Consider the following 22,833-nt stretch of genomic DNA (forward strand, 5'->3'; position numbering starts at 1 on the left):
ACCACGTCGGGCCAGTTGTTGCCGGTCAACGAAAAAGCCCAGATCAGCGGGGGTGGATAACGCTCGCGAAGGTGTCACGCGGGCGCGTCGCGAAACGATTGACTTGAGTGGGGAGCCGGAAAGGAGCGGGTGCGAGATGCCCGGGCGGCTGCGGAAGTGGAACACACGGGTCGATGACTACCTGCGCCGGAAGGCGGCGGAGGGCGGCAACGTCGTAGCGATGACGCGGGTCGCTGCTGACCTGCGCGAACGCGGCGATTCGGCGGAGGCCGAGGAGTGGTACCGGCGGGCCGCGAACGGCGGCGACCGGATCGCCATGACCGCGCTGGCCCATCTGCTCGCCGAACGCGGCGCCGACGAAGAAGCCGCCCGCTGGTACCACGAAGCCGCGCAGGCCGGCGAACCGCACGGGATGGTCGGATACGCCCGCACCTGCGAAAACCAGGGTCGTCTCGGCGACGCCGAGCACTGGTACGCCGCCGCGTTCCAAGCCGGCGCGACGGAGGCGGCCGGACTGCTGGGCCACCTGCTGGTCCAAGACGGCCGGTACTCCGACGCCGAGGGCTGGTGCCGCGCGGCCGCCGAGGACGGCGACGCGACCGCGATGCTGGACCTCGGCGCGGTCCTGCGAGAACTCGGCGCGCCCGAGGAAATGGCGCACTGGTGGCGAGCCGCGGCGGACGCGGGCGAACTCTCCGCGACCTGCTTGCTGGGCCGGGAAGCGGAACGGGCCAACCGGGAGGGCGACGCCGAACGATGGTTCCGTCGCGGCGCGAAGGGCGGGCACGTCGAGGCGAAGGTGCGGCTGGGACTGCTGCTGCACCGCCGGGGCGACCTCGAAGAAGCGGAGACCTGGTACCTCGAAGCCGCCGAGGCGGGCGACGCGGCGGCGATGACCAACCTCGGCGTCCTCGCCCGCAATCGGCGCGACGACGGCGAGGCCGCGGCCTGGTACCGCAAGGCCGCCGAGCACGGCAGCATCCCCGCGCTCACCAATCTGGGGCATCTCGCCGAGGCCCGGAGCGACCTGGCACAGGCCGAACGCTGCTTCCGGGTCGCCGCGGAAACCGGCGACGTCCAGGGCATGCTGAGCCTGACCCGGATGCTGCGCGCCCGCGGCGCGACCGCCGAGGCCGACCACTGGCAGGCCCTCGCCGCCGACCGTCCACAGTAGACGCTTTCTCGGGGTCGATCTCCGGGAACTTCCCCGATGTTCCCCGGCGCCGGCGCGGCTAGCGTCGATCGAGTGTTCCGACGCGTGCTTCTCGCCATCCTCGCCGGTATCGCGGTGTTCCTGGTGCCGTGGACCGTCTACCTCGGGCTGACCCTGCCCGAGCACTTCGACACGAGCCAGTGGCGGGTCGCCTGGGTCGGCTTCGACATCGTTCTGCTGTTGTGTTTCGCCGCCTCCGTGCTGCTCGGGATGCGCCGCAGCCGCGCCTCGGTGCCGATGCTGGCCGCGACCGCCGCGCTGCTGTGCTGCGACGCGTGGTTCGACGTCGTCCTCGACTGGGGCGGCCCCGACCAGTGGGCCAGCCTCGGCACCGCGTTGCTCGCGGAGGTGCCGATCGCGGTGTTCCTGATGCTGCGTGCGCGTGCGCTGCTCGCCGGCAACGCGCGACCGCGGCCGTTGACCATGCGCGACATCGCCGTGCACACCAACCCGAACTACCAGCGGTTGCTCCGGCTGCTGCCCGCCACGTCGGCCGAACTGCGCACGCAGATCCCGTCGATCGACGTTCCGGCCGCGCTGCTGACCCTCACCCACGCCGGATACACACGCCGCGCCCGCGACGGCCGCTGGCACTCCGTCCCGCAGAGCACGAACGAAGCGAGGCCGGAGGACTTCCCCGAGGAGGACCGGCCGAAGCTGGCCGCCTACCTGGACGCGAAGTACGACCGCGAGGTGCGCCTGATGGCCTGGGCCGCCGAACGCCGCGACACCTTCGACGGCTGGACCGCCGGGAGCCGCGCCGGCATCCGGCTGAGCCACAAGGACTTGAAGGAGTTCGAGGCGGAGTACCTCGAACTGGTGCACCGCTACGCCGCGCGCAAACCCGGTCCGTCCGACGAGGCGCGTGATCTGGCCGTGCGGTTCTACGCTTTCCCGGAGCCGAAACCCGCTGAGCTGGCGTAGGTTTCGAGGCATGATCCATCACGTGCAGGTCGCCTGCCCAGCGGGCGCGGAGGACGACGAACGCGCGTTCTACACCGGTGTGCTCGGCTGGCCGGAACTGCCGAAACCGCCGCTGCTGGCGGCACGCGGCGGCTGCTGGTTCCAGGTGCCCGGCGTCGGCGGGCCGGACGGCGAACTGCACGTCGGCGTCGAGGCGGATTTCCGTCCGGCGCTCAAGGCGCATCCGGCGTTCGTGGTCGACGTGGATACGGTCGCCGCCGCGATCGAAGCCTCCGGCCGGTCCGTGACGTGGGCCGACCCCGCGGAAATCCCCGGCAGGCGGCGGTTCCACACCTTCGATGCGGTCGGCAACCGGCTGGAGTTCCTCGATGGCTGAGCCGCTTACAGTGGGGGGATGAGCCAGGAGGCGGAAGAAGCCGAGCAGCGGATCACGCGACGATTGCGCGAGCTTCGCCTGGAACGCGGCCTCACCTTGGACAAGGTCGCCGCCGCCGCGGACCTCACGCCGGGCTATCTGTCCCGGGTCGAGAGCGGCCAGCGGGTGCCCAGCCTCGGCACGCTGGTGGTTCTCGCGCGGGCGCTAGACGTCAGCGTCGCCGATCTCGTCGCCGCCGAGGAACGCCGCTCGCCGATCGTCAAGCGCGAGGACGCCGTCACGTACGGCACTCGGGGCGCTTCCATGACCCACCTGTCCCCGCCGTCGTCCGCGCTTGAGGCGACGCTCGTGACGCTGCGGGGCAAGTCCGTCCCACCTCGTCCGACCCAGCATCGCGGCGAAGAGTGGCTGCACGTCGTCAGCGGTCAGCTCGAACTGACCCTGGCCGGCGAAACCCACCTCCTGGCCGCGGGCGACTCCGCGCAGTTCCCCGGCAGCACCGACCACACCCTGCGCGGCGCGCCGGACGCGGAAGTCCTCGTCGTGATCGCTTGACTCCCGTTGTGCCTCCGAGGCACCCTAGTTGCCAGACAGGCAACATTGGGAGATGCTGATGACCGACGCCCCGGTAGCCGAACTCGACCTCGACACCCTGCCCGAACGCCTGGATTCCGTTGCCGCCGAACGCGCGCACCGCAAACGCCAGCTCGCCGTCGCCTTCCGGATGTTCGCCCGGTACGGCTTCGACGAGGGCATCGCCGGGCACCTCACCGCGCGCGACCCCGAGTTCCCGAACCGGTTCTGGGTCAACCCGTACGCGGTGCACTTCTCCCGGATCAAGGTCAGCGACCTGCTTCTCCTTGACGAGAACGGAAAAGTGGTCGAGGGAACGCGGCGCACGAACAAGGCTGCCTTCGCCATCCACTCGACCATCCACGAAGCCCGCGAGGACGTCGTCGCCGTCGCGCACGCGCACACGATCCACGGCCGCGCGTGGTCAGCGTTGAATCGTTTGCTGGACCCGATCATCCAGGAATCCTGTGCCTTCTACGAAAACCACGTGCTTTTCGACGAGTACAAAGGCTTGGTCCTGGAACGTGACGAGGGCGTGCGCATCGCCGCCCGGCTCGGCTCGAAACGCGCGGCAATCCTTCGCCACCACGGTTTGCTGACCGTCGGCCGCAGCGTCGGCGAGGCGGCGTGGTGGTTCATCACGATGGAACGCGCCTGCCAGATGCAACTCCTCGCCGAAGCCGCCGGCACGCCTCGCGTGATGACCGCCGAGGAAGCCACGCTCGCCGCCCGGCAATTCGGCAGCGCGAACATGGCGCGCAACAACTTCCGCCTGCTGGAGGACCTGATCGTGGAGGAGGAACCCGACGTGCTGGACTGACGAGATTCAGTCGCCCACCGCGTCCCGCCCGCGCTTCACGATCAGCGGATCCGGTTCCCCGACGATCTTTTCGTCCTTGCCCTCGTAGTCGAACCGGGACAGGAAGTACCGCATCGCGTTGATCCGGGCGCGCTTCTTGTCGTTGCTCTTGATCGTGATCCACGGCGCGTGATCGTTGTCCGTGCGGAGGAACATCGCCTCCTTGGCCGCGGTGTACTCGTCCCATTTGTCGAGCGACTGCAGGTCCATCGGAGACAGTTTCCACTGCCGCACCGGATCGACCTGCCGGATGATGAACCGGGTGCGCTGTTCGGCCTGAGTCACCGAAAACCAGAACTTCGTGACCGTGATCCCGCTCTCCACCAGCATTTCCTCGAACAGCGGCACCTGGTGCATGAACTGCTCGTACTGGTCGGGCGAGCAAAACCCCATCACCTGCTCGACCCCGGCCCGGTTGTACCAGGACCGGTCGAACAACACCATTTCGCCGGCGGTCGGCAAATGCTGGACGTAGCGCTGGAAGTACCACTGGTGCGCTTCCCGGTCGCTGGGCTTGGCGAGCGCGACCGTACGAGCGTGCCGCGGGTTGAGGTGCTCCATGAACCGCTTGATGGTGCCGCCCTTGCCCGCGGCGTCGCGCCCCTCGAAGAGAATGACGTGCCGGCTGCCGGTCTCGCTGATCGAGTTCTGCAGCTTGAGCAGTTCGACCTGGAGGAGATACTTGGTCTCGTCGTACTCCTCGCGCGGCATCCGCTCGTCGTAAGGATAGTTCTCCCGCCAGGTGTCGACAGCCTTGCCGAACGCGTCGATCAACACCGGATCGTCGTCGTGATCCTCGGCGACCGAATGCCCGTCGATCCCGAGCCGATCGATGTACTCCCGCACGTCCCGCAACATGCGGCCGACCTTAAGCAGGACAGGTGAACGGGAGGTGTCTCCGGCTTCGCGCTTCCGGTGCGGGAGCCATGGCCGCGGTTAGCGCGCCTTGACCAGGTACAACTCCGCGCGCCCGTAGAGCGGCGCGGAAATCGTCCAGTGCGCAAGGTAATCCGGCGGTGGCGGACCCCAAACCCGCTCCAACGCGAGGTCCAGCTTTCGCGGCCGCGCGGTGTAGTCGAAGAAGGCGAAGTTCACCCGGAGCAGCCCACGCGACAGATGCCCGGCCCGCGCCTCCAGTTCGGCGATCGCCCCAGGCATGCGGCCGCGGTCGGAAAACACATCGATGATCGCGCAGTCACAGGTGTAGGCCAGCTCGCCGATCTCGTCGGCGGTGCCGACCGTTCTCCCAGCCGCCAGCCTGCCCACTTCGCGGCCGATCTCGGCGTACTGCGCGCTCGTGGTGTAGTTGGACGTGAACGGGGCGAAATCGCGCGGCAGATCGGCCCCGGCATAGCCGACCACACTGGCACCGACCATAGCCACGACGACAGCTGTCCCGGTTACGCGCTCGATTCGGTGGGCGGAGCGAGCCACGACCGCACAGACGAACAGCGTCGCCGCGACGATTCCGGGGCCGTAATACCAGTGGTACGGCGGCACTTTCAGCTGAACGTACGCCAGGCTGTGCCCCGCTCCGGCTACAGCTAGCGCCGCGCACGGGAGCAGCCGACGGCAAGCCGCGTCACCGCGCAGCGCCAGGACCAGCCAGCGCAACCCGGCCAGCGCCGCCAACCCGGCGCACAAGAACGCGAGCACCGTTTGTCCCGGCAGGTTCTGCCAGTACAGTCCGACGCCGTTGCCGAATTCCCATTTCCCCCAAGCTTTTCGCGCGCCCTGCAGGGTCTTGATGACCAGCGTGTCCGGAACGGCGGCTCCCAAGACGACCCAACTGAACGCGAACCAGGGCAACGCGACCAGCGCCGCGCCTTGCACGCTGCGCAGGCCGTCGACCCAGAATCGCCGCCGGAACAGGAAAATCACTCCGGCGAAGAGCAGCAGATCGACTCGGACCAGGCTCAGCGCACCAGCAACCAGCCCGAATGCGAATGGCCGCCGCTCCACGGAAAAGACCAGGAGCCAGCCAAGTCCGGCCGCGCCGAGTTGCACTTCCATGCCGATCGACGACACCAGCAGCGGATTCACCGTCAGCGCCGCAGTCGCGAGAACCGGAAACCAGCGAGGCAATCCGGTGCTCGCGCCCAGCCTCCGCAGCGCCAGCACCAGCAGCACCTGACACGCCACATACAACACGCCCGCAGCGAGAATCGCGTCCCGCAGCACGAACGTCAACGCCGCCAGGGAAAGCACATTCAACGGCGAGGTTGCCGTATTCGAGGTGCTGTCGGCGAGCAATCCCCAATTTCCATGGAAAGCGAGATTGCGGGCGTAGCTCAAGGTGATATAGGTGTCGTCGATCAGATGACCGTGCACCACAACAAAGACCAACGTCGACGCGGCCGCCACGCCGAGAAGCAGCCAATCCACCCGTCTTCGGACAGAAATCGGCTGCGCCTGACCTGATCGAGGCGTCGTCAAACCCAGTGCCATTATTACGTTTCCCCCAGCAGTCTTCGCGCGAAGACAGGTCCGGTGCTATCTCCCCGGAACGTCGCGGACTTGCCCGTCGCGCATGGTCACCCGGAATTTTCGGCTGTAATCGTCATGCGGAGAATCGCCCTCGACGAATTTCACGACGAAAGTTCCGTCCTTCAGCAAGGCGGGCGTCATCGCGTCGTCCGGCCCGTACAGCTCCACTTTGGCCACGTCGGGGCTGGCGACCCCGAACACGACGCTCGGCTGGCGGGGATTGACGACACTGCTGAATCCGCAGATCGGGCGGGCGGCGTTGAGGAAGGCGTAGCTCTCGCGCCCGTGCACCCAGCCCCTGTTGTCGGTGACCATCAGGCCTGAGTTGCTGTCGGAACCTTGGCCGTGGTCGAGAACGCAGACCGCCGCGAGCGAAGCATTGCGGATGACGAGGTAACCCCGCTTCGCGTCCTGATCGACCCTGAGCGTCGAGCGCCAACTTCCCGGGTCAGACAACGCGACTCCGAAAGAGGGTGAGCTGTCGAGACAGGCCTTGAGAACTCGCGCGTCGCTGGCGGCTGGCTTGGCACCGACCGGAACCCGCGTCACGCCCGGACTGGCGTCGTGCACCGGCGAAAACACCAGCGTCGCGCCCAAAGCCAGCCCGCCGACTCCCGCGGCGACCGCCAGTGGCAGGCCCAGTTTCCGTCGCCGCCGTGCGCGCAGTTCCGGAACGAGCCGGTTCCACATGGATTCCTTCAGGAGATCCGGCATCGGCCGTTCGGGCGGCAGGTTGAGATCGTCGGCCATCAGAACTCCTCCCCAGCCAATACGTCGTTGTCTCGCAGGAGCTCCCGCAACCGGGCGCGCGCCCGCGAAATCCGCGCCCGCACGCTCGGTTCGGCGATCCCGAGCACCGCGGCACCCTCCGCGGTCGACAAACCGCCAAGCAGGCAAAGCTCAACAGCCCGTCGTTCGGCCCGAGGCAGCTTCGCGACCGCGCTCAGCACCACCTTCAGCCGTCGGTCTGCGTCGACCTGACCGGCCACGTCCTCCGCGTGATCGCGCACGACGGTGGTGCGCGTCAGCCGCGGCAGCGCAGCCGCGAACCGGCCGAGGCGGCGCTGTTCCCGGCGAGCCAGGTTGGCGGTCACCGTGAACAGCCACGGCCGGGCGCTGTCGTTCACCAACGTCACCTCGCCGAGGCGACGCCACGCGGTGAGGAAGGTCAGCGAAGCCAGGTCCTCGGCGGTGGCCCAGGACCCGGTCAACCGGTACGCGTAGTTCCACACCGCGCTGACGTGCCGGTCGAACAACTCCGAGAACGCCGCGACGTCGCCCGCCGCGGCTCGCGCCCACAGCTCCTGGTCGCCACCGGGGGTGTCCGGGACGTCGTCCTCGGCCGACATCCCCCACCCCCGCCCCTGATCCGAAACTGTCGTCACAACCCCATGTCCCCGCTCGCCACGGCAGCGTTGCATCGGACCCGGGACGAGAGTGATCAGTGTCTCGCCTCGGCGGAAGCGGATGGATATAGTCGGGCCGAGCCAGGCTGGGGTGCCCGGTTCGCTGGGCGGAGGGCTGCGGGGGATGACCGACAACGGGCGCGACGAGCCGCCGACGAATCCTTTCGCCGCCGTCGGTTACGGATACCCGCCGCCTCCTGCGAAACCCCGGCGGACCGGCTGGATCATCGGCGGGATCGCCGCGCTGGTCGTCGTGCTGGGCGCCGGGATCGCCGTCGGAGTCGTGGCCGGGCAGTCTTCCGATCCGCCGCCGAAGCCGGTCGCCGCGCCGGGTTATTCGATGAACAACGTCGCCAATGCCTGCGATCTCGTCGATCCCGCCGCGTTGAAGAAGTGGTCGCCCACGCCCAAGGGCCAGCCCGAGCACAAGGAAGTCCGCCCGAGCGAGCACGACGCCGGCAGTCTGAGCTGCCAGCTCCGCTACACCGGCGACGATCTCCTGAACTCCGCCGAAATCCTCCTCGACGTCGATTTCACCGAGGGCACCGCGCCGTCCTCCTACGAGAGCTGGAAACGCGGCACCCTCGCCAAGACCGGCGAGGGCAAGGCATCCGGGCCGATCACCGGAGTCGGCACCGAGGGCTTCTGGCACTCCGAGGTCTACGGCGAGCTGGTCGCGAACACGCGCTACGTCCTCTGCGCGGTGGACCAGAACGTCTCGGTTCGCGTCCGGCTCAACTTCAGCCGTACCCGGGAGGTCGCGCAGATGCACCGCGCCGAGGTCCAGCCGATCGCCGAAGCACAGGCCCGGAAGGCGTTGAACGGGCTGAAAGGGATTCGATGACCGACTCGCCTGGCAACCATCCCGTTGCCGGACAACCATATCCGCCGCCCGGCCAGGGATTCGGTTATCCCCCGCCGGCGAAACCGCCGGGCCCCAAGCCGGGAGTGATCGTGGCAGGCGCGATCGGACTGGTCGTGATCCTGGGCGTCGGAATCGCGATCGGCCTGTCCCTCAGCGGCGGCTCGCCCGCTCCGGAAGCGAAGCCGACCCCGTCCGCCGCCCCGACCCCGTCCACCACCGCGCCGCCCACCGCGCCGCCGGGCAAGTACTCGATGAGCGGGATCTCCAACGCCTGCGATCTGCTGGACCCCAAGCCGCTGGCGAAATGGTCCGCCACCCCGATCCCGCCGGTCCACCGGGAAGGCCAGCCAAGCGACGGCTACGGCGGCGACCTGAGCTGCAGCCTCCGCTACACCAGCACGTCCAAGACCGACGGCGTCGCCACCAACGAGGCGGGGATCGCCGTCCGCGCGGAGTTCGCCTCGCTGGACCGGCCGCCGGCGTACGAGCAGTGGAACACCAAACCGTCGCAGGGCTGGACCTCCGGCACGATCGCCGGACTCGGCACGCGCAACTATTGGCGGGCAGGCAGCACCACGGAAACCGGCCCGGGCGCGAGTTACATCGTGGGGGTGGAGGACAGCAACGTGACGGTGGAAATCCAGGTCGCGGTCCACCGGGCTCCTGGCGAAGCTCCGCTGAAGATGGACGATCTGTCGTCGATCGCGCAGACCCAGACGCGTGCGGTGCTGGCTCGGCTGAAGAAGCCGTAAATGCACAACGGACCGAGTGCAAAGCACCCGGTCCGTTGATTACTGTCTCGACCAGACAGTGCGCCCGAAGGGATTCGAACCCCTGACCTTCTGATCTGGTTTCGATCTTGATCGACGTTGGTCAACCGAAGTCAACGCAAGCTCTCACCTGCATTAACTCGACACAGTCGAAGATCATCAAATGTCGTTATCTGCCGTTGCCAAGCAGTCATTACTGGCAATTAACTGGCAACTCAGTGATCGTCCATCGAGTATTCAGGCGTAACGATCTAATAACCGCGCGGATATGATCGATACTTGCGTAACACACTCATCGCTACGGTGCGATCTCCTTCATGTTGCTGGAAGGAGGGGCCGTCGATGGGCAGTGGGAAGCGGCGTCGCACCCTACGGACACAGCCACGCGCACAGGAGTACGTCCCACCCCCTGAACACGAGTGCGAAGTCACCGACAACCCCCTGGACCTCTTCGAAGATCCAGATCGAGGCGACCGTCACGTTCTGTACATGAAGTTTCACGAGCACCGAGGACGCGTGGTTTGGTTTTGCCTTGAGCAGACCATCTCAATCGACGGGGCGAAGTACAAGGTTGTGCGGGTGGACACGGAGCACGGCACAGTGCATGTGCACAAGTTCACAAAGTCTGACCAAACGGGTACGCGCAAAACTCTACAGACTATCCCTCGGGAAGGGCATGATGTAGTGGACACCCACTTCAGCGAGTGGCTTGATCGTTTACTCAACGAGTGGGAGGCCAACGTGAGGAGGTTCCGCGATGCTGACTGAGGAGCGGAAAGACGCAACGCGTGCTGTCGTACGCGAGCTTGCAAAGCTCAAGGCCTCCAAGCTTTGCCCTCCGGAGTTCAAGGCAGGAACTCCCGTGGTCGTAGCACTTGATGGTGAACTGGCAACAGATGTCCTTGCGCGGGTCACGTCGTACGCGCCACCCGTTGTCTTGGCCGTCTACTACCCAAGCTCGGGTCGGCTTGAGATCCTGACTGTTGAGCCGCGTCAAGGCCAGAGCACGCGGGGCACCAGTGAAGACCGCATCCGGACTCACCGAAACAGCACCATCGGCATGGTGGTTGATGCAGGTGGCGACATCACGGTGCCCCAGCAGTGGCAAGAGTCCTACCAAACCCACAAACTGGCGTCGGCCAAAGTCGCTCATTGACCGCTCCAGTAGCCACGAGCGAAAGGCTCTCCACCAACAAGTGGGGGGCCTTTCGGCATCTCGTCGACCTGGCGTAAGCCCGATCACGCCGTGCCAAGGGGGCTCGTCGCATCGCAAAGCTTGATGCGGACGAGGAAGCGGCCGCCGCGGACCTGCCGGACCTCGTGCGCGGCTTCCTTGCCACAGGGAGCGGCGAGGCGAACTGCTCGGGGCCGACTGGCCGGACTTTGACGAGAAGGCAAGGAGATCCGTGTCAGCGGCGGGCTCATTCAGGCCCGCGGCAAGGGCACCGTCAAGAACGACGGGAAGACCGACAACGCGAAACGGCCGATCGCGTTGCCCGACTGGTGCGTGGCGATGTTGGTCGAGCGGCGGGAGAAGTTGGGGGTGCTGGACCCGACCGGGCCGATCTACCGCAACAGCCGGGGCGGGTACCTGAACTTCCAGAACTTGACCAACCGGCACTGGCTGCCGTTCCGCCGCCGGGCAGGGTACGAATGGGTCACGTTCAAGACGCTGCGCAAGACGCTCGCGACCATCCTGGACGAGGCCGATCTCACCGCTCGCCAGATTACCGACATCCTCGGGCACGCGCACCCGTCGATGACCCAAGACGTCTACATGGGTCGAGCGCAGAAATCCCGCGCCGGCGCGGGCGCACTCGGCTCGATGGCTCTCGGGAAAACTGGCAGTAAATCGGCAACCGGCTGACCTGCCGCTGTCGCCGACAGACGAGTGCAGACAGCAGAAAACCCCCTGTCACCAGAGGGTTTTCTGCTTTACTGTCTCGACCAGACAGTGCGCCCGAAGGGATTCGAACCCCTGACCTTCTGATCCGTAGTCAGATGCTCTATCCAGCTGAGCTACGGGCGCGTTTTCAGTTGTTAACCTAGCACCTGCCGAAACAGGCACCAGCGGAGGCTCCGGGATTTGAACCCGGGAGGGGGGGTTACCCCCAACCGCATTAGCAGTGCGGCGCCATAGACCAGACTAGGCGAAGCCTCCTGGGTCCTAACGACCACTGCTCAGATAGGTTACACACCCCTCCAGCCCCTCCGGAAGGCACCCCCCTCAACGCTGCAGCACCCGCCGCAACCAGGGAGAACGGCCGCCGAGGCCCTCGGCTTCGAAGGTGGCGATGCCGACGCGCGGGAGGGATCCGACGCCGGGGTAGACGAGATACCGCGGGACCCACCGGGGCTGGAACTTGGCGTTGAACCGGTAGAGGCTTTCGATCTGGATCCAGCGCGAGAAGAAGTGCAGGACTTTCGCCGAAAGGCGCGCGACCGGGCCCGCGCCGATGCGCTGGCCCTGTTCCATCAGGGCGCGGAAGGCGGCGAAGTTCAGCGAGACGTGGTCGATGTCGTGCTCGCGGGAGTACAGCAGCAGCTCCGAGATCATCAGCTCGTTCACGCCGTTGTCGACGGTGCGGTCCCGGCGCATCACGTCCAGCGACAGTCCTCGCTCGCCCCACGGCACGAACTGCAGCACGCCTCGGACGCGTCCGCCCTGTTCCGCGGTGACGATCACCGAACCCGGGTCGCCCATGCGGCCCAGCGCCATCGAGAACCCGCGTTCGGTTTCGGTGCCGCGCCAGGTGGCGGCCAGGTGCACCAGTTCGGGCAGCTCGCCGGGACGCAGGTCTTCGGCCCGGCGCACCAGGACCTTGTAGCCGGCCCGCTTCGTCCGCGACGCCGCCTGCCGTACGCCGCGCATCACGCGGCCTTCCAGCGTGAACGTCTGGGTGTCGACGACCGCCTCGTCGCCGATTTCCAGTACCTCCAGGCCGAACCGGGCCCACACCGTCGCGCCCAGTTCGGACGCGCCCATCGCGGCGGGCACCCAGGCGTTGCGCTGGCAGATGTCCAGGTACTCCTCGATCGCGCCGGGCCAGGCCTCGTGGTCGCCGAGCGGGTCGGCCGAGGTCAGCGCGACGCCGGCGATCACGCGGAACGTGACGGCGGCCTTGCCGGTCTTGGAGAAGACCGCGAACTTGTCGCGGCGCAGCGCGAAGTAGCCGAGCGAATCCCGTTCCCCGTGCTGCTTCAGCAACTCGTGCAGCCGCGCGAGTTCGTCGTCGGACAGCTCCGGCGCGGGTTCGGCCGAGCGCAGCAAGAAGTACGCCGACACCAGGACGCCGGTGATGCTGAAGATCAGCCCGATCGACGCGGACAGGTCCTCGAACCACATCTCGTGGAACACCGCGGGCCCGCTGACGCCGGTGAGCGCGAGCGCGGACTGGGACAGCCGGTCGGCGAAGCTCAGCGGGTCGAGCATCCGGGCGGGCGCGACCGACAGCAGCGCGAAGTTGAGCACGAACCCGGCCAGCACCAGTTGCAGCAGCACCCGCAGCGCGCGCCAGCGGCCGACGGTCGGGTCCGGGCGGGCGATGAAGTACCGCCGTGTGCCGAGAAGCCCGGCGAGCAGCACCATCGACACCACGCCGGCGCCGAAAACGTGCCGCAGCCCGAGGTGGGACAACGCCAGCAGCGCGGCGAAGCCGACCGCCAGCTGCCAAGCGCGGCGTTTGCGGCGCCGGAGCCCGGCCGCGAGCATGATCAGCAACACGCCGGTGACCAGTGCCACAGCGGCCGCCGCGGTGGTCGCTTCGCTCGGCAGTTCCAGCCATTTGGCGACGTGCCCGCGCACGTCGCGGCCCACCGGGACGACCGTGGACACGATCGCCAGCAGCCCGGCCAGCCTGGTCACCCACGTGATCGCGACGACCGACGTGACGCCTGCCGCCTGCCAAGTGTGCTGCGCGCGTGTCCCCGTCACCACGCGTGCAACACGCACGGCCCTGCCATGCTTCCCCCCGTTGGCGCGTTCACTCCGCGGCGAGCTCCACAAAGGGGGCCAGCGCGGCCGGGTTGGCCAGCGCGTCCGTGCTCACCGCCCTCTCCGGCGCGACTCCGGAGAGAATCCGCTTCACTGGTACTTCGCACTTCTTACCGTTCAACGTACGGGGAATCTCGGAAACGACCAGGAACCGATCGGGTACGTGTCGTGGCGACAGCGCGCTGCGAATCTCTTTCCGCAGGTCAGGCTCTACCTCTTCGAGCTTCGCGCCCGGCGCGAGTACCAGAAAACACAGCAGCTGCCCGTCGTCGTTGCCCGCCGCCGACGTGTCGATGACGAGCGAGTCGGCGACCGTGGCGAACCCTTCCGCGACCCGGTAGAACTCGGCGGTGCCCATCCGGACGCCGCCGCGGTTGAGCGTCGAATCGCTGCGGCCGTAGACCACCGCCGAACCGCGGCGCGTGATCTTGACCCAGTCGCCATGCCTCCAGATACCCGGGTATGTGTCGAAGTACGCCTCGCGCAGCCGGGAACCGTCCGGGTCGTTCCAGAACGAGACCGGCATGGACGGCATCGGTTCGGTGATCACCAGCTCGCCGACCTCCTCGACCACCGGCTCGCCGTGGTCGTCGAACGCCGCCGCGGCCACGCCGAGCGCGCGGCAGGACAGTTCGCCGAGCCACACCGGAACGTCCGGCGCGGCCGCGACGATCGCCGCGCACAGGTCGGTGCCGCCGGAGACCGAGCAGATCTGCACGTCGCGGCCGATCGCGTCGGCGATCCAGCGGAAACCCTCGGCGGACAACGGCGAACCGGTCGAGCCGACCACGCGCAGCGCGCTGAGGTCGTAGCGTTCGGCCGGGGCGAGACCCGCCTTGAGGCAGCTCTGGATGAACGGCGCGGACGTGCCGAAGTAGGTGACGCGGTGCTGTTCGGCCAGATGCCACAGCGCGTTCAGGTCCGGATGGCCGGGACTGCCGTCGTACAGCACGATCGTGGCGCCGACGAGCAGCCCGGAGGCGATGAAGTTCCACATCATCCAGCCGGTGGTGGTGAACCAGAAGAACCGGTCCCCCGGCTCGAGCCCGCTCTGCAGGCCCAGCGCCTTGAAGTGTTCGACGACGATGCCGCCGTGGCCTTGCACGATCCCCTTCGGGAGCCCGGTCGTACCCGAGGAATACAGGATCCACAACGGATGCGCGAAGTCCACCGGCTCGTACGCCAGCTCGCCGCCCGCGTGTTCGGCGAGCATCGCGTTCCAGTCGATGACGCCGTCCAGCGTCCCGTCGCCCAGGTATTTCACCAAAACGGTGGCTTCAATCGACGGAATCTGGTCGCGCAGCTGCTGAACGGTGTCCCGGATGTCGAATTTCCGTCCGTTGTAAGCATATCCGTTGACCGCGATGAGCACCTTCGGCTCGATCTGAGTGAACCGGTCGGCGATCGCGCGGATCCCGAAGTCCGGGGAACACGACGACCAGATCGCGCCGAGGCTGGCGGTGGCGAGGAAAGCGATGAGCGTCTGCGGGCAGTTCGGCGCGAGCGCGACGACGCGATCTCCTTTGCCGACACCGAAAGCACGCAACGCGGCGCGCGCGGCGGCGACGTGCGCGCGGAGGTCGCCGTAGGTGAATTGCTCGGCGAGCCCGTCCTCGCGGTGGAAAATCACCGCGAGTTCGTCGTCGGCCTTCGTGGCCCCGCCGGTGCCCGGGCTCAGCGAGTGCTCGGCGTAGTTGAGCGTGCCGCCGTCGAACCATTTCGCGTCCGGCATCGCGCCGGACAGGATTTCCCGCGGCTGTTCGTGCCAGCGCACGCCGAAGAACTCCGCCACCGCGGTCCAGAACTCCGGAACGTGCTCGACCGAGTAGTGCCACAGGTCGGCGTAATCGGCAAGGTCGACGCCGCGCTGCTCGCGCAGCCATCGGCGGAAGGCCTCGATCTTCGAGTCAGCGACCCGGTTCGGGTCGGGTCGCCAAAGCACCTCGGGAACAGCGGCGTTCTCGGTCACTCGCCGATGCTAACCCCGGCATGCGCGCAAAGTCCTTTTTCGACCGTGCCCACCCCGGACAGCAGCGCGCGGACGACGTCAAGGACGAACTCGCGGGTCAGGTCCTGGTGCCCGAACAGCGCGCGGAACACGACGGGGGCGGCGAACAGGTCCAGCAGCAGGTCGACGTCCTGGCCGGGCTGGAGGTCCCCGCGCTCCTCGGCCTTGCGCAGGGAAACGACGCAGGCCTCCCGGCGCGGGGCCCAGAACGAGGTCAGGAAGTCCTCCCGCAGCTCCGGGTCGTCCGCCAGATCGACGGCCAGCGCCGGGAGGACGCGGCCGAAGACCGGGTCCTCCAGACCGATCCGGAGTGCGTCGAGGTGGCCGACGAGATCGCAGCAGGTGCACCCGGTGTCGATCTCCGCGACCCCGGTGCGCGCCTCCGCCAGCGCGGCGACCACCACGTGCTTCTGGCTCTTCCACCGGCGCCGGATGGCGGGTTTGGTGGTGCCCGCGCGCTGAGCGATGGCCTCCATGGTCAGCGCCGAATAGCCGGATTCCCGGACCAGTTCGCACACCGCGACCAGCACGGCGTGGTCGATCCGCTCGTCGCGTTGGCGCGCCATGAATTCTCCCGCTATCCGTTGAGCAGCACGACCTTACCGAACGATTTCCCCTGCTCCACGTGCTGGAGGGCAGCCGCGGCGCCGGCGAGCGGGAACGTTTGGTCGCGCACGGCGGCGAGCTGACCGTCTTCCACGAGCTCGAGGACGCGGTCCCACGACTTCCGACGGTCTTCCGGCGACACCGAGGTCAGGCTGAACGCGGACAACGTCGGCGACTTGTGGAAATCGCGCATCAGCGGCTCGAACGCTTCCGGTTCCGGGACACCCGCCGTTCCTCCACAAAGGACATAGCGACCGTTGGGGCGCAACAGTTCCAGATGCTCCCGGACCTGCGGGCCAGCCGCGGTGTCGATGATGACGTCGTAAGTCTCCTCGGGACGCTCGCGGGTGCGGTCGACGATTTTCGCGGCACCGAGAGTCCGGAGCCGTTCGCCGTACTCCGCCGAGGACGTCACTGCGGTGACCTCGGCACCGCGAGCGTGGGAGATCTGGGTCGCGAGCACGCCGATCCCACCGCTGGCGCCGCGGACGAGCACCCGTTCGCCGGGTGCCACCCCAGCCCGATGCACCGCGCTCTCGGCGACCATCGCGTTCACTCCGAGGGCGACCGCGTCGGCCGGATCGAGGTTTTCGGGCACGGGATACAGCTGGTCCGCGTCGGCGACGACCTGCTCGGCGTAGCCGCCGGAAAGCACCAGCGCCAGCACTCTCCGCCCGTCCCGCACCCGGCCGACGACCTCGACGCCCGGCACCGAGGTGGCGCCATTCCGCAGATTCATGATGTCGAAGTAGCCGACGCCGATGGCCTCGACCTCGACGGCGGCTTGCCCTGGGCCAGGAGCCGGGTCAGGGGTATCGGCCAGGACGAGTCGCTGCTGGGGTTCGACAAGCACCGCTTTCACGGGTGGCTCCTCTCGCGTTAACGTTTCAATCCGGATCGGAACGTTATGCGAGTACACAGCGACCCGTCAAGGGTGCTGCCGAAGATCAGCGGAGGTGCGCGTTGAACCAGTCGAGGGTGCGCTGCCAAGCCTCTTCCGCCGCGCTGGGATCGGCGTCGAAGCGGTGGTTGGCACCCGGATAGTGCACGACGTTCGTCGCGACTTTGGCCGACGCCGCGGCCTCGCGCAGTTGCTCCACCTCGGCCTCGCCCGCCTCGTCCCCGGCGTCGCCGTACATGCCGAGCCACGGGCTGGTCACGCGTCCGGCGATTTCCAGCAGCTTCGGCAGTTCCGCCACCGCCTGGCCGCCGACGCTCACCGCCGCGCCGAACTTGCGGTGCGAGGCGACTACCAGCGCCGCCGTGCCGCCGAGGTCGAAGCCGACGACGCCGCGCAGGTCGGCCTCGACGCCGCGGTCGGTGAGCCATTCGAGCGTGCGGTCGGTGGCGTCGAGCAGGTCGCGCTGGGTGAGCTTTTCGCCGGATTCGATGTGCGGGGTGACGGTGAGCCAGCCTTCGCCGGCAAGGCTTTTGACCAGCAGCAGGACGCCGTCGGTGACCCCGTCGCCCTCGTGCAGGACCACCAGGCCGCCGCGAAGAGCGCCGTCGGGTTCGGCGAAGGTGAGGCGGAGGGTGCTGCCGTCGGTACGCTGGTGATCCACGGTGGTCGTCGACGTCATCGCCTCATGCAATCACCTCTGGGTGAACATTGGGAACCTTTCCGGATCCGCCGGGGCGAGATACGGTGACCCCGTCGTCCCGTGAAAACCGAGGAGTTCCGACGATGCCGTCCCTCGCCCCCCGCCCTGACCTCGATTCGTTGCCGAAGTACGTCCCTGGCCGGACGATCGAAGGGGCCGTCAAGCTCGCGAGCAATGAGGTGCCCGGCGGTCCGCTGCCGAGCGTCCAGGCGGCGATCACGGCTGCGGTCACCGGAGTGAACCGCTACCCGGACAACGGTTCCCAGGCTTTGCGCGAGCGGCTTTCGCGGCGGCTGGACGTGCCTGCCGAACGCCTCGCGATCGGCTGCGGTTCGGTTTCGCTGTGCCAGCAGATGATCCAGGCGCTGTGCGGTCCCGGCGACGAGGTGCTGTTCGGCTGGCGGTCGTTCGAGGCCTACCCGATCGTGGTCCAGGTGGCGCTCGCGACGGGCGTGAAGGTTCCGCTGACGCCGGAGCACGGGCTGGACCTCGACGCGATGCTGGCGCGGATCACCGACCGCACGAAGCTGGTGTTCGTCTGCAATCCCAACAACCCGACCGGCACCGTGCTGCACCGGGACGAGATCGAGCGATTCCTCGAAGCGGTGCCGCCGCACGTGCTCGTGGTGCTGGACGAGGCGTACAAGGAATTCGTCACCGACCCCGAGGTGCCGGACGGCGTCGAGTTCACGCGGACGCACAGCAATGTGGCGGTGCTGCGCACGTTCTCGAAGGCGTACGGGCTCGCCGGGCTGCGGGTCGGTTACGCGGTGGCTCCGGAGCCGATCGCGCAGGCGCTGCAGCAGGTGTACGTGGCGTTCTCGGTGAACAGCATCGCGCAGGTGGCCGCGATCGCGTCGCTCGACGCGGAGGACGAACTGCTCGCCCGGTGCCAGGAAATCATCTCCGAACGCACCCGCGTGCGGGACGCGTTGCTGGAGATGGGCTACGAGATCCCGCCGACCCAGGCGAACTTCGTGTGGTTCCCGCTCGGCGACGCCACCGCGGCCTTCGCGGAGCACATGCTGGACCGGAAGCTGATCGTGCGCCCGTTCCCCGGCGAGGGCGCGCGCGTGACGATCGGGACGCCGGAGGAGAACGACCTGTTCCTGGCCGCGGCCAAGGAATTCCGCGCTATTTGAGCACCAGCTGCACGACCGCGGCGAGCCCGATCACGACGATCACGCCGCGCAACACGGTGGGCGGCAGCTTGCGGCCGATCCTGGCCCCGAGCTGCCCGCCGATCGTGGACCCGAGCGCGAGCAGCCCGATCACCGGCCAGCTCACCGGAGCGACGAACGCGTAAATCGTGCCGGCGACGATGTTCACGACCGCGGACAGCACGTTCTTGACGCCGTTGAGCCGCTGCAGCGGTTCGGACAGCAACATGCCCATGACGGCCATCATCATCACACCCTGCGCGGCGGTGAAGTAACCGCCGTAGATGCCGATGACGAACAGCAGCCCGAATAACAACGGCCCGGCGTGATGCTCGCGCCCGTTGGCCTCGCGGCGCTTCTGCACCCACTTCGACACCTTCGGCTGAACGATCACGAGCACGACGGCGAGCCCGACGAGCACCGGAACGATCTTCTCGAAGGCGTCCTTGGGCAGCGTCAGCAGGAGAATGGTGCCGCCGATGGCCCCGAAGAACGAGGCGACCGCGAACCGCACCACCTGCGGCCAGTAGCCGACCAGCTCATGCCGGTAGCCATAGGCCCCGCTGATCGTCCCCGGCGCGAGCCCGACCGCGTTCGACGTCGTAGCGGTCACCGGCGGATACCCCAGCGCGACGAGCACCGGAAAGGTCACGAGCGTCCCGGAACCGACGACGGTGTTGATCGTCCCGGCCCACATCCCGGCAATGAAGATGACGACGGCATGCCACCAGGTCATAAAGCACTCACCCGCTGACCCTAAGCAGCACCCCCGACACCCGGCGACGCGATGTGTCCGGTCAGACACTTGACGGCACCGCCTCGGGGCACGGGAAAGCTCGGTGATGGGCTTGGGTTCAGCTCACCGGCTGCCTGCCGTGCGCACACCCGACGGCATCGCCCGCGAGCCACCGCGCCCGCCATGCCCGCGAGCCACCGCGCCCGCCATGCACGCGCGCCAGCTGCACGCCATGCACACGCAACGACTGCCCGCCGCGAACGCACGCCCTACAGCATCACCCACGAGCCAACACGGCCGCATGCATGCGCACCCGCCCGCCCGTCATGCCCGCACAGTCGACCGCGTCGCCCGCGAGACGGCGCCTCGCCGCGCACACGCGCCAACTGCACGCCATGCACACGCATCGGCTGCCCGCCGCGCATGCTCACCCGCAACCCTCCGCGCACACGCACCCGTGGCCTGCCGCGCATGCTCACCGGTTGGCCACCGCGCACGCAGACCCGACGGCACCGCCCGCAAGCCGACACCTCCGTCGCGCCCGCCCGCCCGACGGCATCACCCAGCGAGCCGACACCTCCGCCAGCGCACGTCCCACTTCGCCTACCGAGCCCGCGCTTCACCCGCGCCGCCCGTCCGCACCAGCTTCTCCCTCCGCACCCCTCCTTCCATCCACATTCCCGCCTCCACCGCCGACCAGCGCCTCACCGACCAGCACCTCACCGCTCAAAGACGCAAAACTCATTCCCCTCCGGATCCGCCATCACCCACCACTCCCGGTCCTCGCCCCGCTCCGCCACCATCCGTGCTCCGGCGGCACGCAGCTCAGCCGGATCTCCCCACACGTCCAGGTGCATCCGGTTCTTCACCGTCTTGCGCTCCGGCACGGGGTTCAGCCAGAGCAACGGACCCTCCCCGGCCGGGTCGACGATGGCGACCGGCCAGTCCGGCGGGCTCTTTCCGGGCGGGCTTCGGCGGACGTAGCCGAGCGTCGAACACCACCAGTCGGCTTGTGCCTGGTGGTCGAGTGCGTCCAGTGCCAGATCCTTGAACTTCGCGGTCATGGTCCCTCCCTTTCCCGCCAACGATCGTGACACCCGCCACCGACAATTTCGCGCGGCTCGGGTCGCCAGCTGCCAGGATGGGCGGCGTGGCTCACGAATCCGAGCAGGTCTGGAGCGCCACGGTCGACCATCTGCGCACGATGATCGACTCGGGCGAGCTCCCGCCGGGCTCGCGCCTGCCCGCGGAACGCGCGCTGTGCGAGCAGCTCGGCATCAGCCGCGGGTCGTTGCGGCAGGCGTTGCGGGTCCTGGATTCGATCGGTTACGTCCAGATCCGCGCCGGGTCAGGCACTTACGTCCGCGAGCAGGGCACTGCGGAAAGCCCGCTGAGCAGCTGGTTTTCCGAGCACGAGCAGCTGGTGGAGAAGCTGTTCGACCTCCGCGCGACCGTCGAACCCACCCTCGCCGAGCGGCTCGCGACACAGCACACGCCGCGCGTCGTGCAGCGGCTCGCGGACAACGTCGCGGAGATGGAGGAGGCCGCGGCGGCTGGGGACATGCTGCGCGTCATCGCGACGGACGCCGAGTTCCATCGGGTGATCGCGGGCAACGCGGGCAACGACGACGTCGCGGACCTGCTCCGTTCGGTGCTCGCGCTGGTCGGCGAGGAACGCCGGGCCGCTCTGCGGCTTCCTGGGCAGATCCGCAAGGCCGTGGCCGAGCATCGCGCGATCCTCGACGCCATCAGCCGGTCGGACGCGGCCGCGGCGCGCGAGATCACGCTCAAACACCTGCTGGACGCGAAAACCTACGCCCACGACTACGCGTCTTCCTGAATCAGCACCCGCGCAACAAAGCGCGATCAGCGCTACAGTATTCACAAGTTTATAAAAAGATTGATATCAAGGGGGCCCGGCCGTGGAGAAAGTGCACTTCACCGAGGAGAAGGCGACCAACCTGGGCACGCTGTACGGCCGCGCCCTCGACGCTCGCCGCAAAGACCCGATTCTCGGTGACACCGCGGCGGACGAAGCGGTCAAGAAGATCGACTACGACTTCAGCAAGCTCGGCGTCAACGAAAACTCCTCGGTCTCCGTCGCGATCCGGGCGCGCGCGATCGACGCGATGGCCGCCGGGTGGCTCGCCGAGCACCCGGACGCGATCGTCGTGCACCTCGGCTGCGGGATGGACACCCGCGTGTACCGGCTCGACCCGCCGCCCTCGGTCGCCTGGTTCGACGTGGACTATCCCGAGGTCGTGGACGTCCGCGGCCGGATCTACCCGGAACGGCCCGGGTACGCCATGATCGGCTCGTCGGTCACCGATTTCGGCTGGCTCGACCAGGTTCCCGGCGACCGCGAGGCGCTCATCGTGGCCGAGGGGCTCACCATGTACCTCACCGCGGAGTCCGGGACCGAACTGGTCCGCAGGCTCGTCGGCAGGTTCCCGTCCGGCCGGATCGTGGCCGATTTCTTCAGCTCGCTCGGCGTCAAGGCGCAGATGATCAACCCGGTGGTCCGCCGCTCGGGCGCGACTTTGCATTGGGGCATCGACGATCCGCACGAACTCGAGCGCTACGGCCTGCGCCTGGTGTCCTGTTTGGACGCGACCGAGTGGGCGAGCGACGAAGTCCTCGCGAAGATCCCGGCCGGGTCCCGGCTGGCCTTGCGCGCGTCGGCGCTGTTCCCGGTGATCCGGAAAATGGGCCGGATCGCCGAATGGGATTTCTGAACCCCTGACCGGAACCGCGGCAACGGCGGTTACCGGGTTTCCAGCACCCGCGCCACGAACCGGCTGATCTTCTCGTTCATCCGCTCGACGGCTTCCTCCTGCGTGAGCGTCTCCTTCGGCTGCGGCACCGCGGGCTTGAGTTCGCCGCGCAGATACGCGCTGCACTCCAGGTCGGCGCACAAATACGTGCCGACCGTATTGCCGTCGCGGCCGGCTTTCCCGGCGAGCCGCGCGCTGAACAGCGTGATGTCGGCGAGCGGATGCGTCGTGGTGCAGAACGCGCAGATGTTGCTGCGCACCCGCGATTTCGCCGGCGGCGCGGCGCGCAGCGACAGGCCGACCAGCTCGTCGCCGTGCGGCACGACGAGGTACGCCCGGCCGGGAGCCTTCACGTCGCGCCAGCCGAGGAAGTCGCGCTTCTCCCACGGGACGTCCGCGGGCAGCGTGACGGACTTGGCTTCCCCGCGAGAACAGTTGACGAACGAGGCGCGGATCTCAGCGGGGTCGAGCGGTTGCATAC

General features: G+C 67.9%; 25 protein-coding genes and 2 tRNA genes. 13 read left to right on the forward strand and 14 right to left on the reverse strand.

Features of this window, described 5'->3' with window-relative positions:
• Positions 1 to 136: 136 nt before the first annotated feature.
• The 5 genes from DMP23_RS32565 to DMP23_RS32585 all read left to right on the forward strand — a co-directional run bounded on the left by DMP23_RS32565 (position 137) and on the right by DMP23_RS32585 (position 3,906).
• Complete coding sequence (locus tag DMP23_RS32565) at positions 137 to 1,174, forward strand: tetratricopeptide repeat protein (RefSeq protein ID WP_336157069.1); 1,038 nt, start codon at positions 137 to 139, stop codon at positions 1,172 to 1,174.
• Positions 1,175 to 1,246: 72 nt separating this feature from the next.
• Positions 1,247 to 2,137, forward strand: coding sequence for a hypothetical protein (locus DMP23_RS32570; protein ID WP_238603573.1), 891 nt, complete (start codon positions 1,247 to 1,249; stop codon positions 2,135 to 2,137).
• A 10-nt stretch (positions 2,138 to 2,147) separates the two neighbouring features.
• Positions 2,148 to 2,513 carry a glyoxalase gene (locus DMP23_RS32575; RefSeq protein ID WP_337823397.1) on the forward strand — a complete coding sequence of 122 codons (366 nt, stop codon included), beginning with the start codon at positions 2,148 to 2,150 and terminating at the stop codon, positions 2,511 to 2,513.
• An 18-nt stretch (positions 2,514 to 2,531) separates the two neighbouring features.
• Positions 2,532 to 3,068 (forward strand): helix-turn-helix domain-containing protein, encoded by a 537-nt coding sequence (locus DMP23_RS32580; protein WP_051728593.1) that lies wholly within the window; start codon positions 2,532 to 2,534, stop codon positions 3,066 to 3,068.
• A gap of 58 nt (positions 3,069 to 3,126) precedes the next feature.
• Positions 3,127 to 3,906, forward strand: coding sequence for a class II aldolase/adducin family protein (locus DMP23_RS32585; protein ID WP_134732653.1), 780 nt, complete (start codon positions 3,127 to 3,129; stop codon positions 3,904 to 3,906).
• Positions 3,907 to 3,912: 6 nt separating this feature from the next.
• Here the strand turns inward: DMP23_RS32585 and ppk2 are convergent, their stop codons facing one another.
• The 4 genes from ppk2 to DMP23_RS32605 form a co-directional block, all read right to left on the reverse strand.
• Positions 3,913 to 4,803, reverse strand: coding sequence for a polyphosphate kinase 2 (gene ppk2 / locus DMP23_RS32590; protein WP_337823398.1), 891 nt, complete (start codon positions 4,801 to 4,803; stop codon positions 3,913 to 3,915).
• Between the two features lie 78 nt (positions 4,804 to 4,881).
• Positions 4,882 to 6,330 (reverse strand): hypothetical protein, encoded by a 1,449-nt coding sequence (locus DMP23_RS32595; protein ID WP_337823399.1) that lies wholly within the window; start codon positions 6,328 to 6,330, stop codon positions 4,882 to 4,884.
• 108 nt (positions 6,331 to 6,438) lie between these two features.
• The gene (locus DMP23_RS32600; protein ID WP_134732655.1) at positions 6,439 to 7,182 is read right to left on the reverse strand and encodes a hypothetical protein; all 744 of its coding nucleotides are present in this window, start codon (positions 7,180 to 7,182) and stop codon (positions 6,439 to 6,441) included.
• Positions 7,182 to 7,781, reverse strand: coding sequence for an RNA polymerase sigma factor (locus DMP23_RS32605; RefSeq protein WP_337823400.1), 600 nt, complete (start codon positions 7,779 to 7,781; stop codon positions 7,182 to 7,184). The genes DMP23_RS32600 and DMP23_RS32605 overlap by 1 nt, the downstream gene beginning before the upstream one ends.
• A 181-nt stretch (positions 7,782 to 7,962) precedes the next feature.
• On the opposite strand from DMP23_RS32605, the gene DMP23_RS32610 reads away from it, so the two are divergent.
• The 5 genes from DMP23_RS32610 (at position 7,963) to DMP23_RS32625 (ending at position 11,340) form a co-directional block, all read left to right on the forward strand.
• The gene (locus tag DMP23_RS32610; protein WP_337823401.1) at positions 7,963 to 8,682 is read left to right on the forward strand and encodes a hypothetical protein; all 720 of its coding nucleotides are present in this window, start codon (positions 7,963 to 7,965) and stop codon (positions 8,680 to 8,682) included.
• Entirely contained in the window at positions 8,679 to 9,455 is a 777-nt protein-coding gene (locus DMP23_RS32615) for a hypothetical protein (RefSeq protein ID WP_337823402.1), read from the forward strand. Before DMP23_RS32610 ends, DMP23_RS32615 begins: the two co-directional genes overlap by 4 nt.
• A 360-nt stretch (positions 9,456 to 9,815) precedes the next feature.
• A complete protein-coding gene (locus DMP23_RS48115; protein WP_443111303.1) occupies positions 9,816 to 10,241 on the forward strand; it encodes a DUF7718 family protein in 426 nt (141 codons plus the stop codon).
• Entirely contained in the window at positions 10,231 to 10,629 is a 399-nt protein-coding gene (locus DMP23_RS32620; RefSeq protein WP_337823403.1) for a hypothetical protein, read from the forward strand. The genes DMP23_RS48115 and DMP23_RS32620 overlap by 11 nt, the downstream gene beginning before the upstream one ends.
• A gap of 357 nt (positions 10,630 to 10,986) precedes the next feature.
• Positions 10,987 to 11,340, forward strand: coding sequence for a tyrosine-type recombinase/integrase (locus DMP23_RS32625; protein WP_337823404.1), 354 nt, complete (start codon positions 10,987 to 10,989; stop codon positions 11,338 to 11,340).
• 88 nt (positions 11,341 to 11,428) lie between these two features.
• Here DMP23_RS32625 and DMP23_RS32630 read toward each other — a convergent pair.
• The 7 genes from DMP23_RS32630 to DMP23_RS32660 all read right to left on the reverse strand — a co-directional run bounded on the left by DMP23_RS32630 (position 11,429) and on the right by DMP23_RS32660 (position 17,661).
• Positions 11,429 to 11,502 (reverse strand) — tRNA-Arg (locus tag DMP23_RS32630).
• A gap of 42 nt (positions 11,503 to 11,544) precedes the next feature.
• Positions 11,545 to 11,634, reverse strand: a tRNA-Ser gene (locus tag DMP23_RS32635).
• A gap of 66 nt (positions 11,635 to 11,700) precedes the next feature.
• A complete protein-coding gene (locus tag DMP23_RS32640; RefSeq protein WP_037807237.1) occupies positions 11,701 to 13,410 on the reverse strand; it encodes a phosphatidylglycerol lysyltransferase domain-containing protein in 1,710 nt (569 codons plus the stop codon).
• Between the two features lie 46 nt (positions 13,411 to 13,456).
• Complete coding sequence (locus DMP23_RS32645; RefSeq protein ID WP_337823405.1) at positions 13,457 to 15,436, reverse strand: acetoacetate--CoA ligase; 1,980 nt, start codon at positions 15,434 to 15,436, stop codon at positions 13,457 to 13,459.
• Entirely contained in the window at positions 15,433 to 16,041 is a 609-nt protein-coding gene (locus DMP23_RS32650) for a TetR/AcrR family transcriptional regulator C-terminal ligand-binding domain-containing protein (RefSeq protein WP_051728592.1), read from the reverse strand. Before DMP23_RS32650 ends, DMP23_RS32645 begins: the two co-directional genes overlap by 4 nt.
• An 11-nt stretch (positions 16,042 to 16,052) precedes the next feature.
• Positions 16,053 to 16,943 (reverse strand): quinone oxidoreductase family protein, encoded by an 891-nt coding sequence (locus DMP23_RS32655; RefSeq protein ID WP_337823406.1) that lies wholly within the window; start codon positions 16,941 to 16,943, stop codon positions 16,053 to 16,055.
• 85 nt (positions 16,944 to 17,028) lie between these two features.
• Positions 17,029 to 17,661, reverse strand: a complete 633-nt coding sequence (locus DMP23_RS32660) for a dienelactone hydrolase family protein (RefSeq protein ID WP_037807230.1) — start codon at positions 17,659 to 17,661, stop codon at positions 17,029 to 17,031.
• A gap of 104 nt (positions 17,662 to 17,765) precedes the next feature.
• Between DMP23_RS32660 and hisC the strand changes: the two genes are divergently transcribed.
• Positions 17,766 to 18,824: a histidinol-phosphate transaminase gene (gene hisC / locus DMP23_RS32665; protein ID WP_037807227.1), complete on the forward strand. Its 1,059-nt coding sequence runs from the start codon at positions 17,766 to 17,768 to the stop codon at positions 18,822 to 18,824.
• Here the strand turns inward: hisC and DMP23_RS32670 are convergent.
• Both DMP23_RS32670 and DMP23_RS32675 read right to left on the reverse strand, forming a co-directional pair.
• Entirely contained in the window at positions 18,817 to 19,578 is a 762-nt protein-coding gene (locus tag DMP23_RS32670) for a sulfite exporter TauE/SafE family protein (RefSeq protein ID WP_134663931.1), read from the reverse strand. The genes hisC and DMP23_RS32670 overlap by 8 nt on opposite strands.
• Positions 19,579 to 20,297: 719 nt before the next feature.
• Positions 20,298 to 20,642, reverse strand: a complete 345-nt coding sequence (locus DMP23_RS32675) for a VOC family protein (RefSeq protein ID WP_337823407.1) — start codon at positions 20,640 to 20,642, stop codon at positions 20,298 to 20,300.
• 77 nt (positions 20,643 to 20,719) lie between these two features.
• Here DMP23_RS32675 and DMP23_RS32680 point away from each other — a divergent pair, with 77 nt between their 5' ends.
• Both DMP23_RS32680 and DMP23_RS32685 read left to right on the forward strand, forming a co-directional pair.
• Positions 20,720 to 21,418: a FadR/GntR family transcriptional regulator gene (locus DMP23_RS32680; RefSeq protein WP_037807218.1), complete on the forward strand. Its 699-nt coding sequence runs from the start codon at positions 20,720 to 20,722 to the stop codon at positions 21,416 to 21,418.
• An 82-nt stretch (positions 21,419 to 21,500) separates the two neighbouring features.
• On the forward strand, positions 21,501 to 22,313 hold the full coding sequence (locus tag DMP23_RS32685) for a class I SAM-dependent methyltransferase (protein ID WP_337823408.1): 813 nt from the start codon (positions 21,501 to 21,503) through the stop codon (positions 22,311 to 22,313).
• A gap of 29 nt (positions 22,314 to 22,342) precedes the next feature.
• On the opposite strand, the gene DMP23_RS32690 is transcribed toward DMP23_RS32685, so the two are convergent.
• A complete protein-coding gene (locus DMP23_RS32690) occupies positions 22,343 to 22,831 on the reverse strand; it encodes an FBP domain-containing protein (RefSeq protein ID WP_337823409.1) in 489 nt (162 codons plus the stop codon).
• Positions 22,832 to 22,833 lie beyond the last annotated feature (2 nt).

Origin of the sequence: Amycolatopsis sp. A1MSW2902, from assembly GCF_017312175.1 — a bacterium.
GTDB classification, from domain to species: domain Bacteria; phylum Actinomycetota; class Actinomycetes; order Mycobacteriales; family Pseudonocardiaceae; genus Amycolatopsis; species Amycolatopsis nivea.